Genomic DNA, 12,879 nt, shown 5'->3' on the forward strand with positions numbered 1-12,879 from the left:
GCGGCTCCGCCGCGTGGGCGCGGCCAGCCACGAACAACCCGCAGCCGCCCACCACCGGATGAGCCCTCAAACCGTGAACCGCCCACCATTCGCCAGCAGCACGGCACCCACGAGATTCGCCGCCTCAGAACTCGCCAGGAACAACGCAACGTCGGCAATCTCCTCCGCCGTCGCATACGGACGAACCCGCGGATCGGCGAACCCCCGCCGAAGCACCGCAGGTGTCCGCGCCGCCATCCCCGTCTCCGTCGGCCCCGGCGCCACGACGTTGACGCGAACACCGAACGCGATCGCCTCCTTGGCGACGGACTGGCTCAGTGCATGAACACCGGCCTTCGAGGCCGCGTAGTGCGGATAGCCGGCCTGTGCATCGAAGGCCGACGAGGAGCCCACGGTCACGACGGTTCCGGACCGGTGCGGCACCATCACCCGCAGTGCGCCGCGGAGAACATGAAACGTGCCGTCCAGGTTGACCCGCATGACGCGCCGCCACGCGTCGTCGCCGAGCCGCGCCGTCACCTCCGGCGGCCGCTCCGCGACCAGGGCCTCGGCGATCCACTCCTTGGCCGTAGGGTCGTCGACCCCGGCCGCGTGCACCACTACGTCGAGCCGCCCGTGCCGCCGTACGACTTCGTCAAAGGCCTCGTCGACCTGCGCGGGGTCGGCCACGTCGACGGTCAGGGAATGCGCTCGCGGCAGTTCCTTCGCGACGGCCCGCGCCGCCGGGCCGTCGACGTCCGCGACGCACACCTCGGCTCCCTGCGCGACGAGTCGCCGGACGACCGCCGCGCCGATGCCGGATCCCGCGCCGGTGACGAGGGCGACCTGCCCGGCGAAGCGCCCCGAGTGCTCACCGCTCATGCACGACCACCACCTCATAGTCGGCTACTGAACTGACTTCATTTTTGTTAATGTCCCAGGTATGTCAACAGTCAGGACGAGAGCAGTACGACTGACCCGGTGGGGCGGCCCGCCGATCCTCACAGAGGTGGCGCGCCCCACCCCCACGGCCGAGGAGGTGCTGATCCAGGTGGAGGCGGCCGGCCTCTGCCGATCGGACCTCCATGTCGCCGACGCCCGGCAGGGAGACCTTCCGTACCGGATTCCGTTCACCCTCGGACACGAGGTCGCGGGCCGAGTGGTGGAGCGCGGCCCGCTCGCCAGGGGTCCGGCGGTCGGTGAGCGCGTGGTCGTCTACGGCCCCTGGGGCTGCGGGAGTTGCGCGCGCTGCGCGGTCGGTGCGGAGAATTACTGCGACCGGCGCCCGGCTCTCGACGCCGACCGCGTCGGCACGGGGGCGGGACTCGGCCGCGACGGCGGGATGGCGGACCTGATGCTCGTACCGTCCGGGCGACTGCTGGTCCCGGTCGGCGACCTGGCCGCCGAACAGGCCGCACCCCTGTCGGACGCCGGGCTCACGGCCTACCACGCCGTGGCCACGGTTCGGCATGCATTGAGCGACGACACACCGGATGCCTGCGTGGTCGTCCTCGGCATCGGCGGCCTGGGGCATCTGGCCGTCCAGATCCTGCGCGCCACGACAACCGCACAGGTGCTGGCCATGGACGTGCGGGAGGAGGCGCTCGCCCTGGCCGACGAGTGCGGAGCGCACTTCGGCACGCTCCTGGGGCCCGACACCGCGGCGACCCTGCGGGACCGCACGGGCGGAGTCGGGGCGGTGGCCGTGCTCGACTTCGTCGGCAGCTCCTCCAGTCTGCGGCCGGCGGTGGACGTGCTGCGGCCGGGCGGAGAACTGGCCGTGGTGGGCAGCGGCGGCGGGGAACTCGCGGTCCGCAAGCCCGGCGCACTCCCTCCCGGGACGCGGATCTCGCTGCCCTTCTGGGGGACCCTGCCCGAACTGGAGGAGGTCGTCGCCCTGGCACGCAAGGGTGTCCTGAAGGTGGGAGTCGAACGGTTCGCGCTGTCGAACGCACCGGAGGCCATGGCGAGGCTCCGCACCGGCGACGTACGGGGGCGTGCGGTCCTCATCCCCGACTGACGGCCGAGTCGGCCGAAACCCGTACTGCCGCACCACTTGCCGACCACCCTCTCGACTCCAGAAGTGAGTTCAATTAGCGTCTTGTTCCACTCGGCGACGTGAAGGCGGAGGGACCCGCTATGGATGCGGAGACAGTGGATCTGCTGGTGATAGGCGGCGGTATGGCCGGACTCTCGGCCGCCGCCCGGGTGGCGGCCGAGGGCGGTTCGGTGGTTGTGGTGGAGCGGGCGGAACGCACCGGCGGCTCCGCCCGCTTCGCCGGTTTCGTATGGACGACCCCGACCGTCGAGGAGATGCGCCGGGTCAACCCGGACGGCGACCCGGAGCTGGCCACCGCCCTGGTGGACGGGTTCGCCGACGGCGTGGCCTGGATCCGGTCGCTCGGCGTGGAGTGCAGGCCGCCGGTGCCCGTGCTCGGCTTCGGCCGCGGCCACCAGGTCGACACGAACCACTACCTCGACACGTGCGAGCGGCTGATCCGCGACCGCGGCCAGGAAGTACTGACCGCCACCCGGACCCGATCCCTCGTGACGGAGAACGGCGTGGTCAAAGGTGCCGACTGCCTTCTGCCGGACGGATCCCGGCGCCGGATCGAGGCCACCTGGACCCTGCTCGCGACCGGCGGCTTCCAGGGGGATCCGGGCCTGCGCGCCGAGCACGTACACCCCCGGGCCGCGGACATCGGACTGCGCGCCAACCCGCACAGCCGGGGCGACGGCCTCAGGCTCGGGCTCAGCGCGGGCGCGGCGTTCGGCAAGAAGGACGCCGGGTTCTACGGGCACTTGATGCCGGCGGGTGTCTCCCTGGCCGATCCCGCACGCTTCGTCGACCTGGCGCTCTACTACAGCGAGCACGCCCTGCTGTTCGACACCACCGGCGAGCGCTTCGTCGACGAGACGGTCGGGGACCATCTGACCGCCATGGCGCTGCTGGAACGACCGGAAGCCCGCGGTCTGCTGGTCGCCGACGCGCGGGTGCACCGCGAGTGGATCAGTGCCTCGTACGTGGAGGGCATCCCCGGCGTGGACAAGTTCCAGCTGTGCCATCGCGCAGGCGCCCGCAGTGCGGTGGCGGACGGCCTGGAGGACTTCGCGTCGATGCCCGAGGAGTGGGGCTATCCCGGCGCCACGATCCGCGACCGCATCGAGGAGTTCAACGCCGCCGTGGGCGCGAACGGCGCGACGACGCCCGGTCGGCTGCTCGACCGCCGACCGCTCGACGAACCGCCGTACTACGTCGTCGAGGCGGCCCCGGCGATCACGTTCACCTTCGGTGGCCTGCTGATGGACGCCGGGGCGCACGCCCTGTCCGCGGACTCGGACCGACCGGCTCCGGTACCCGGCCTGCTCGCGGCCGGCGCGGACGCGGGCGGACTGTACCGGCGCGCCTACGCGGGTGGGCTCGCACCGGCACTGGTCTTCGGCCTGGCGGCGGCAAGGACGGCACTCGCCGAGACCCCGACGACCGTCGGTCACTGACCTCCGACCGGCCGCTCGGCACAAATCCCGTGCACGAGTCTTGCCCGTCCGGTACCGGAGTATCTAGCTTACTGAATTGAGTTCACTTTAACTCTGCGGTTCGTGAGGTGATCATGCTTCTCGCATGCGTGGCGCGAACGCGCTCTAATCCGAAGGAGGGACTGTGAGTCAGTTCCTGCTTGTCCTGGTCAGCGGTGTGGCCAGTGGAGCCGTGTACGGCCTCATGGGTCTCGGGCTGGTCATCATCTATCGGGCCACGGACGTCGTGAACTTCGCGATGGCGTCGCTCGCGACCCTGGGCCTGTACGTGGCGCTCTCGCTCCACGACCGCGGTGTGGCCACGGTGCTCGGCATCCTCACCGCCGTCGCGATCACCGTGGCGGCGGGCCTGGTGGTACGTGAGACGGTGATCCGACCGCTGGGACAGGGGCAGTTGTTCTCCGCGCTCGTCGTGACGATGGGCGTGTCCCTGGTCGCGGAGAGCGCGGCCGGATCGATCTGGGACGACCAGCCCAAGGACTTCCCCAACCTGGTCGACGGGTCGGTGCGCTGGTCGGGCGCCGCGGTGCCGGTCCAGAGCCTGGTGACGATCGCCGTCGCCGCTGTGGCGATGGCTCTGGTGGGCTATCTGTTCGCCCGCACCACGCTCGGCTCGGCCATGCGGGCCGCGGCCGAGTCGGCGGACACCGCCCGCGTGGTCGGGCTGAGTTCGCAACGGCTCGCCAGGATCTCCTGGGCGCTCGGGCTGGGTCTCGCCGCGCTGGCCGCCTGTCTGTACGCACCGCGGTCCGGCCTGGTGCCGACCGCGCTCGTCGCACCCCTGTTCCGGGCCTTCGCCGGAATCTTCCTGGGCGGCCTGACCAGCATGTACGGCGCCGTCCTCGGCGGGCTGACCATCGGCGTCCTGGACAACATGGCGGCGAACTACGTCTCCGCCAGCTTCCGGGACACATTCGTTTTCTCGTTCACCGTGCTGGTGCTGCTGATCCGTCCGCAGGGCATGTTCGGCACCCGCACCTTCCAACGGGTCTGAGGGGTCGCATTCATGGTCTTCAACCGTTCCCTCCTGGCGAGGGCCGCCCTGGGCCCGGCCGCCGGCGCGGTGCTCATGGCGTTCATGGCCTCCGGCGCGATCCCCGCGTACCAGATGTACTCGGTGGGCCTCGCGGCCGTGTACACGATCGTCGTGCTGTCGGTCGGGCTGCTCGCCGGCTGGTCCGGCATCTGGTCCGTGGGCCACCCCGCGTTCTTCGCCATCGGCGCCTACTTCGCGGCGTACGGCAGCGGCCACGACTGGCCGCTGGAAGCGGTGGTCCTCGGTGCCGTCGCCACCGGTGCCGTCCTGGGCGCCTTCCTGGGGTACGCGGGTGCCAGGTTCTCGGTGCTCTACATCGCCCTGCTGACCCTCGCGTTCACCACGGTGACCCTCGAGCTGATCAACCGCTGGAGCAGCGTGACCGGCGGCGACCAGGGAGTACCGGTCGTCCAGCTGCGCAGCGCCCTCGGCCTGGGCACCCTCCTGGGTGGTGGCACCGAGGCCCAGTACCTCGCGGTCGGCGCCGCCGCCGTCGTCCTCGGACTGGCCGTGCCGGCCGCCGCCTCCGGGCTGCGGATGCGGCTGGTGGCCGCCAAGTCGCACCCCCTGGCCGCCCGTACGATCGGCATCGCGCCGGAGGCGCAGTCGTCGCTGTCGTTCGCGGTGAGCGGGGCGTGCACCTGCTTCGCGGGCGTGCTGCTGGGCCTGCTCACCGGGTTCGTCAGCCCGGATCCGTTCTCGCTGAGCTTCGGCATCTCGCTGATCGCGGCGTGCGTGCTCGGTGGGGTCGGCACCGTCGTCGGCGCCGTGGTCGGCGGGATCTACCTGACCTGGAATCCTTCCCTCTCGTCCGCCGTCGGGATGCCCCAACCGGTCGTGCAGGGCCTCGTGTTGATCGCGGTGCTTCTCTTCCTGCCGGGTGGGGTCGTACCGTTCCTCGCCAAGCCCGCTCGAAGCCTCCTACGGCGAGTGCAGCGACGGCCGGACGCCGAAGTACCGCTGCCCGCCGATGAGTTGACGGAACTCGCGCCGCTCGGGCCCTCGGGCGACGGCCCCGTCCTGCTGCATCTGGAGCACGTGTCGGTCTCGTACGGCGGACTCAAAGCTCTGGAGGACGCCTCGCTGTCCCTGCGGCAGAACGAGATCCTGGCCGTCATCGGGCCCAACGGGGCAGGAAAGACCACCCTGTTGAACGCGCTGTCGGGGCTGACCGGCAACGGCCGGGTGAGCGGGAGCGCCGAATTCGCCGGACGGCCTCTCCTCAAGTCCAGGGCGACCGCCCGACGGCGGCTGGGCATCGGCCGTACGTTCCAGCACGCGGAGGTCTTCTCCGAACTCACCGTCGCGGAGAACGTGTTGTGCACCCGTCGCCGGATCACGGCCCGGGACCGGGCCGAGGTCGCGCGGCTGCTGAACTCCGTCGGTCTCGCGGACGTGGCCGACCGCCGCCCCGGCGAGCTGCCGTTCGGCCTGCAGAAGCGCCTCGACCTGGCGCGTGCGATGGCCGAGGATCCGAAACTGCTGGTCCTGGACGAGCCGTTCGGCGGCCTCGACGCGGGTGAACGGGCGCTGCTGGCACGGCACATCAGGCGGCTGCACGCCGAAGGCACCGCCGTCGTGGTCATCGACCACGTCCTCGACGACCTCTTCTCCGTCGCCCACCGGGTGCTCGCGTTCGACTTCGGCCGCACGATCGGCGAGGGCACCCCGGACACCGTTCTGCAGGACCCGAAGGTGCGGTCGTCGTACCTGGGAACGGTCGACGGCAGGACCCGGCCGCCCGAGCACGTGGGCGAACGGAGCATGATCCGCCTGCACGGGGTCGGCCACTCGTACGGCGGCGTGGTCGCCCTGCGCAACATCGACCTCGACGTCCGCCAGGGGGTCGTGCTGGGCATCGCCGGAGCGAACGGAGCGGGCAAGAGCACACTGGCCGGCATCCTGCACGGCTCGCTCGAACCGGCCCGCGGCGACCGGGAGTTGGGCGGAACCGTCCGCACCAGCCTGGCGCCCGAGGGGCGGGCCCTGTTCAAGACGCTGTCCCTGCGCGAGAACCTCGAGGTCGCCGCCTACGCGGCGGGCATCACCGGTGCACCGCTGCGCGAACGGCTGGAGGAGACCGTCCAGTGGCTGCCCGCGCGGCTGCGCGACCGGCTGTCCGCCTCCGCGGGCGGGCTGTCCGGCGGGGAGCAGCAGATGCTCGCCATCGCCCGGGCCCTGATCGTCGCGCCGGACGTCCTGATCGTCGACGAACCGGCACTCGGGCTGGCCCCCGCCCTGGTCGACGAGGTGTACGACCGGCTGGCCAGGCTGGCTCACGACGGGCTGACCGTCGTACTGCTCGAACAACTGCTCAGCCGCGCCATGTCCGTGTGCCACGAGGTGGCCGTGCTGCACGAGGGCGTCGTCGCGGCCCAAGGGCGGCCGGGCGACCCGGAGTTCGCGGCGCTGGCCGAGGCGGCGTACTTCAGCGGCGGCCTGGACGCGGCCGCCACGACCGCGGCGGCCGACACCCGGACTTCCCCAGTGAATTGACAATCCCGTTGTGAACGAGGTGGACCGTGTTCCGAACGACGAGAAAATCCCGCCGCACCGTGGGAGCGATGGCCGTCATGGCCGCGGTGGCGCTCACCGCCAACGCCTGCGCAGGCCAGGACTCCGCTGCGGCCGGCGGCAGCTCTTCCGAGATCCACATCGGCGCATGGCTCCCCCTCACCGGCGCCACCGCCACGTACGGAGTGGGCGAGAAGGCGGGCGCTGACGCGTATTTCAAGATGCTCAACGCCAAGGGCGGCATCAACGGCCGCAAGATCAAGTGGACCGTCAAGGACAACGCGGCCGACCCGCAGCAGACCGTGCAGATCGCACGCGAACTCGTCGGCCAGGACAAGGTCGTGGCCATCGTCAACGCGAACGGCACCTCCCAGGCGGAGGCGGCCTTCCCGTTCGTCCTCAACCAGTCCAAGGTGCCGGTCCTCAACGAGGTGGGCGGCACCGAGTCCTGGTTCAAGCCGCCGCGCCCCGGCCTGTTCGGCACCCAGACCCTCTACGAGGACCAGGCCGCGGCGGTCGCCGCCTGGGCGGTGCAGGACGGCGCGAAGAAGATCCTCGTCGTGCACAGCGACCCGGCCGCCTTCGTGAACGTGGCCAAGCAGGTGGAGCCGGTCGCGAAGAAGGTGGACCCCTCGGTCGAGGTCGACCGGCTGCCGGTCAAGTACCAGACCACCGACTACACACCCGTGATCAGCAAGGTGAAGGCCGCGAAGACCCAGGCGGTGGTCCTGATCCTCACCTCCCCCGAGGCGGCCGCCTTCCTCAAGGAGGCCAAGCTCCAGGGGCTGTCGCTGCCCACCTACGCCTACGCGCCCGTCGCCGCCGAGTCGACGATCGCCCTGGCCAAGGACGCCGCCGAGGGCCTCAAGGCCGTGCAACTGGTGAAGGCGCCCTCCGACGACGACCCCGCGGTGAAGGAGTTCCGGACCGCGATGGCCAAGTACGAGCCCGGTCAGTCCGCCGGATTCCTCGCTCTGTGGGGCTGGAGCAACGCGAAGGTGTTCGCCGAGATCGCGAAGACCGTCAAGGGGCCCGTCACCTCCCAGGCCCTCAGCGCGGCGTACCAGAAGGCGTCCTCGGTGGATCCCGGCGTCTCGCCGGTGATGAAGTTCAGCGCAAGTGACCATCTCGGTACGCGCAGCGTGCAGCGGGTGGTCGTGAAGAAGGGCGTGTGGACGTCCGTCGGCGACTTCTACACACCTCCGGCGCGCGACTGAACGTTCTGCCGGAGCCTGAGGCCCCGGAGTCAGCGGACGAGCGCCTTGCGCAGACCGGGCTTTGACGCATCGGCCCACACGGTCGGCAGTTCCCGTTCGCGCTCCGCGGCCACGGCCTGCTCCTTGCCGTACAACAGGCCCCAGGTGAAACCAGGTTCTCCGGCCGCGTGCGCCGCCAGGGCCTGGTTCCGCAGGGCGTCCCGGGCCACGACGCTGTCCTGGTGGTCACCGAGCACCTTCTGTACGGCCTTCACGCGCTTACCGAGCCGCTTCGCATGCTTGCCGAGCGAGGCACGTGCCGGTTCGGTGGCGTAGCGCGTCTTCTTGGCCGACTTGCGGGCCTCGTGGAGGGCCGTGTCCCGTTCCGTTCCGGGGGAGAGCTCCAGCGCATGCGCCATCCGGCCGGCCAGCCGGTCGTACTCCTTGAGGATCGCCTTGACCATCACCTTCCCCGGCTTGCGCGCGGCCTTGCGCCGCAGCGGGGGCCGCTCGGTGAGCGTGGCCAGGGAGTCCAGAAGGGCCAGATGGCGGGGTGAGTGCAGGGCCTCGAGGGTGCGCACACGCGCCTCGGAGGTGTTGGCGACGTTCCACACCTTCAGCCGGGCGGCGACGGGCCCGAGGACGAGTTCGGGCGGTTCGTCGCCGATGCGGGAGCCGAGCCGTTCCATGAGGACCTCCTGGTCGCGCTCCGCGCCCAGTTCACCGCCCAGCCACTTGAGGTCGTCACGGATCGGATCGGTGACGTCGCGGGCCAGCACCGAGCGGTAGGAGCGCAGGGTGCTGCGCAGCCGACGGCAGGTGACGCGCATCTTGTGCACCGAGTCGGGCCGATCGCGGCGTACCGCGGGATCGAGGTCCACCAACGTGCGCACCTGCTCGTCGAGGTACTTGAGGACCTCGTCGCCGGCCGAGCCGGGTTCGACGTTATGGGCGCGGGCGTCCGGCAGGCGGGGCCCGCCCACCCCGGTGGACTCCAGGGCCCGGGCCAGCTTCGACGGGTTGTCGGCGCGGTCGATGCCGTTCCTGTGCAGGGTCTTGTCCACGAGGTCCAGCAGCGTGGGATCGGCGTCCTCGGCGAGTTCGACCTCCATCTCGGTCCAGGCGGCCAGTGTGGTCGTGCCGCGCAGGGGCTCCGCACGGACGCTGTCGATGGTCAGCTCGGCCAGGACCGCACGGTCGGAATCGACGAGGTGCCACGTCCTGCGGGTGGACCGGATACGGACGACGGGCGTCAGTTCCGCCCCTCGGGTACGGGAGAGGGCCAGGTCACGCAGGGCGTCCGGAACGGTGTCGGACAGGGGGGCCTCAATCTCCTCCCGGCTGTCCCCGGACAGCGGCAGCTTCAGGTGCCAGCCGGCATCGGCCCCACCGGTCCTCCGCCTCAGCGTGGCCGACGCACCGGCCAGGCGCAGGTCCTCGGTGTCGTGGTACACCGCGTCCAGTTCGTCGATGCCTCGTTCCACAACCGACGCGATGCCGTCCACGCCGGTGAGCTCCGGGAGCCACGAGGTGTGGTCGGCCGACGGAGCAGCGTACTTTCGCTCTGTCTCACGCTTCGATCGGGTCATAGCCATCGCGTACACGCCTCAGGGCGACTCAAACACATATGAAGCGGTTCCTCGCAGGCCCGGTGCCCTCACGAACCTTGCCCCATCACGGCACCCCGCCTAGCCTGACTTTGTGCCGCAAATAAACAAACCCCGAACGCACAACGTCGTGCCGGGCAACAACGGCGACGACCTCACCCGACTCCGCATCGCCCTCACCGTCTTCTTCGCCCTCGACGGCTTCGTCTTCGCCGGCTGGGTCGTCCGCATCCCCGCGATCAAGCACCAGACCGGCGCCTCCGCCAGCGCCCTCGGTCTGGCCCTGCTGGGCGTCTCCGCCGGAGCAGTGATCACGATGATGCTCACCGGCCGCCTGTGCCGCCGCTACGGCAGCCACCGGGTCACCGTCGTCTGCGGCATCCTGCTCTCCCTGAGCGTCGCGCTGCCCCCGCTCACCCACTCCGCTGTCGCCCTCGGCGCCGTACTCCTGATCTTCGGGGCCGCATACGGCGGGATCAACGTCGCGTTCAACAGCGCGGCGGTCGACCTGGTCAGAGCCCTGCAACGGCCCATCATGCCCAGCTTCCACGCCGCGTTCAGCCTCGGCGGCATGATCGGCGCCGGAGTCGGCGGACTCGTCGCCGGGGCCCTGTCCCCCACACAGCACCTGTTCGGCCTCACCTTGATCGGCCTGGTAGTCACCGCCGTGACAGGCCGCGCCCTGCTGCGCCTCCAACCGCCGGCACCACCCGAGAGCTCACCGACACAGAAGACCGCACCACGCCGTCTGGACACCCGAACTCGCGGCGTCGTGATCACCTTCGGCCTGATCGCTCTCTGCACGGCCTACGGCGAAGGCGCCCTGGCCGACTGGAGCGCCCTGCACCTGGAGCAGGACCTCCACGCCACACCCGGTGCAGCGGCCGTCGGCTACTCCTGCTTCGCGCTCGCCATGACCATCGGACGGCTGACCGGGACACGGCTCCTCGAACGCCTCGGCCGGACCCGCACCCTCGTGGCGGGCGGCACGACCGCCGCGGCCGGCATGCTGCTCGGTGCGCTCGCCCCCTCCCTTTGGGCAGCCTTCCTCGGCTTCGTGATCACCGGGCTCGGGCTCGCCAACCTCTTCCCCGTCGCCGTCGAACGCGCCGGCACGCTGGCCGGCCCCGACGGCGTTGCGATCGCCTCCACCCTCGGTTACGGCGGCATGCTCCTCGGCCCGCCCGCGATCGGTTTCATGGCGGACTGGTTCTCCCTGCCCGCGGCACTCACCAGCGTGGCGGCCCTCGCGGCGACGGCAGCGGTCATCGGACTCGTCACGCGGCGTGCGGGAGAGCGCTGATTCCCGCGCACAGCGAGGTCACCGCCGGCAGCGACCCGGCGCCGACGACGCCGCGCGCGGTGGCTGCGTCGCCCTCTGGGCAGCGCAGAGTGCTCGGCGCAACGAGGACGGGCGTGCCAACCGGCGTACCCAGCACGGTCGTCGAGGTGTCGCAGGCGGACATGGCGCGCAGCACATGAGGCCGCAGCCGCGGCCGGTCCCAGCTCGCGGGAGCCTCGGCCGCGCTGATGCCCTGACCGGCGCCCCTGCGGAAGCAGCCGTAGATCTCGGTCGGCAGAGTGCGCGCGGCCAGTTCCTCCAGGTCGTCCGTCCAGCGGCCGATCTCCGTCGCCGTCAACCTCCACTCCCACCGCAGCCCGCCCCGAGGCCGACACGGCTGGCCGGCCTATTTACTTCCGCCGGCTGAGCGGACCAGCGGCCTTCCTGGGTACCAGGGAACCAACGACGCCGAAGCAACCAGCCCTGGGAAAGGGGAGGATCCCATGCCACAGCGCCTGCCGGCTCGGTCGGTCCGGCGGATCGCGCGTCCACTCGCGCTCGCGTCGGCCGCTGCCGTCGTTCTTGCCGGGTGCAGCTCCGGCGGTGACGGGGACGGCGGGGCCGGCGACGGCAAGAAGAGCGGGCCGCCCGCGATCATCGTGCAGCCCGGTGACGGCGGCGGGAAGGTGCCGGTCGGGCGGAACGTCACGGTGCGTGCCCGCGGTGGGGCTTTGACGTCCGTCGAGGTCAGTGCTCCCGGGCCTGGCAAGGTCTCCGGCTCCTGGTCGAAGGACAGGTCCGTGTGGACCTCGACCACGCCGCTCGCCCCGGGCGCCACGTACACGGTGAAGGCGAACGGCAAGGCGGAGAGCGGATCAGCGCTCGACAAGACCGCGTCCTTCACCACCGGGGCGCCGAAGAACGCCGTCGTCGGCGAGTACCTCCCCGACAAGGGCACGACGGTCGGCGTCGCGATGCCGGTCTCGATCACCTTCAACAAGCCGGTCCAGGACAAGGCGGCCGTCGAGCGAAAGCTCCACGTCACCGCCGCCCCCGCGGTCGACGGCGCCTGGAGCTGGATGAAGGACCGCAACGGCAAGGACCGCATCGACTACCGCCCCGAGAGGTACTGGAAGCCCGGCACCGACGTCACCCTGCGGATGGACCTCGCGGGCGTGAACACCGGCGGTGGGGTCTACGGCACCCAGCAGCGCGTGGTGAACTTCCGCATCGGCGACGCCGTGACGAGCACGATGGACGTCAGGAACAAGACGATGACGGTGGCGAGGAACGGCAAGACCCTGCGGACCCTGAAGGTCTCCAGCGGCAAGAAGGGCTACGAGACCTGGAACGGCACGATGGTCGTCCTGAGCAAGGTCCCGACCATCCGCATGAACTCCCGCACCGTCCGCATCTTCGGCCAGGAGGCGTACGACCTCGGCAAGGTCAAGTGGGACGTCCAGCTCACCCCGTCGGGCACGTATGTGCACGCCGCGCCCTGGAACGCGGGCAAGTTCGGCGTGGTCAACGGCAGCCACGGCTGCATCGGCATGAGCACGAGCGACGCCAAGTGGTTCTACGAACAGGTCCACCTCGGCGACCCCGTCACCGTCGTCCACTCCGTCGACACCGTGGCGGCCAACAACGGCTACGGCGACTGGAACGTCGACTGGGCCACCTGGAAACAGGGCAGCGCCCTGAACTAGGAGCAGGGTGGCGGCATGCTGG

The 12,879-nt window shown here is 70.8% G+C and carries 10 protein-coding genes; 7 read left to right on the forward strand and 3 right to left on the reverse strand.

The features are described from left to right. Window positions 1–66: 66 nt before the first annotated feature. Window positions 67–861 (reverse strand): SDR family NAD(P)-dependent oxidoreductase, encoded by a 795-nt coding sequence (locus ACFY1L_RS47705; RefSeq protein ID WP_388840380.1) that lies wholly within the window; start codon window positions 859–861, stop codon window positions 67–69. 127 nt (window positions 862–988) lie between these two features. Here ACFY1L_RS47705 and ACFY1L_RS47710 point away from each other — a divergent pair, with 127 nt between their 5' ends. The 5 genes from ACFY1L_RS47710 (at window position 989) to ACFY1L_RS47730 (ending at window position 8,283) form a co-directional block, all read left to right on the forward strand. After that, window positions 989–1,999, forward strand: coding sequence for an NAD(P)-dependent alcohol dehydrogenase (locus tag ACFY1L_RS47710; protein WP_388840383.1), 1,011 nt, complete (start codon window positions 989–991; stop codon window positions 1,997–1,999). A gap of 119 nt (window positions 2,000–2,118) precedes the next feature. Beyond that, window positions 2,119–3,477 carry an FAD-dependent oxidoreductase gene (locus ACFY1L_RS47715; protein ID WP_388840386.1) on the forward strand — a complete coding sequence of 453 codons (1,359 nt, stop codon included), beginning with the start codon at window positions 2,119–2,121 and terminating at the stop codon, window positions 3,475–3,477. 163 nt (window positions 3,478–3,640) lie between these two features. Further along, entirely contained in the window at window positions 3,641–4,510 is an 870-nt protein-coding gene (locus ACFY1L_RS47720; RefSeq protein WP_388840389.1) for a branched-chain amino acid ABC transporter permease, read from the forward strand. Window positions 4,511–4,522: 12 nt separating this feature from the next. Then, entirely contained in the window at window positions 4,523–7,048 is a 2,526-nt protein-coding gene (locus ACFY1L_RS47725) for an ATP-binding cassette domain-containing protein (RefSeq protein ID WP_388840392.1), read from the forward strand. A 68-nt stretch (window positions 7,049–7,116) separates the two neighbouring features. Then, window positions 7,117–8,283, forward strand: coding sequence for an ABC transporter substrate-binding protein (locus ACFY1L_RS47730; RefSeq protein WP_388840395.1), 1,167 nt, complete (start codon window positions 7,117–7,119; stop codon window positions 8,281–8,283). Between the two features lie 29 nt (window positions 8,284–8,312). Here the strand turns inward: ACFY1L_RS47730 and ACFY1L_RS47735 are convergent, their stop codons facing one another. After that, complete coding sequence (locus tag ACFY1L_RS47735; protein ID WP_388840398.1) at window positions 8,313–9,851, reverse strand: CHAD domain-containing protein; 1,539 nt, start codon at window positions 9,849–9,851, stop codon at window positions 8,313–8,315. Between the two features lie 148 nt (window positions 9,852–9,999). Here ACFY1L_RS47735 and ACFY1L_RS47740 point away from each other — a divergent pair, with 148 nt between their 5' ends. Continuing rightward, entirely contained in the window at window positions 10,000–11,172 is a 1,173-nt protein-coding gene (locus ACFY1L_RS47740) for an MFS transporter (RefSeq protein ID WP_388840506.1), read from the forward strand. Here the strand turns inward: ACFY1L_RS47740 and ACFY1L_RS47745 are convergent. Then, the gene (locus ACFY1L_RS47745; protein WP_388840401.1) at window positions 11,147–11,509 is read right to left on the reverse strand and encodes an alpha-hydroxy-acid oxidizing protein; all 363 of its coding nucleotides are present in this window, start codon (window positions 11,507–11,509) and stop codon (window positions 11,147–11,149) included. The genes ACFY1L_RS47740 and ACFY1L_RS47745 overlap by 26 nt on opposite strands. Before the next feature lie 145 nt (window positions 11,510–11,654). Between ACFY1L_RS47745 and ACFY1L_RS47750 the strand changes: the two genes are divergently transcribed. After that, a complete protein-coding gene (locus ACFY1L_RS47750; RefSeq protein ID WP_388840404.1) occupies window positions 11,655–12,857 on the forward strand; it encodes an Ig-like domain-containing protein in 1,203 nt (400 codons plus the stop codon). Window positions 12,858–12,879: the final 22 nt, after the last annotated feature.

The sequence above is a fragment of the Streptomyces sp. NPDC001663 genome (assembly GCF_042893105.1).
Classification (GTDB): Bacteria; Actinomycetota; Actinomycetes; order Streptomycetales; family Streptomycetaceae; genus Streptomyces.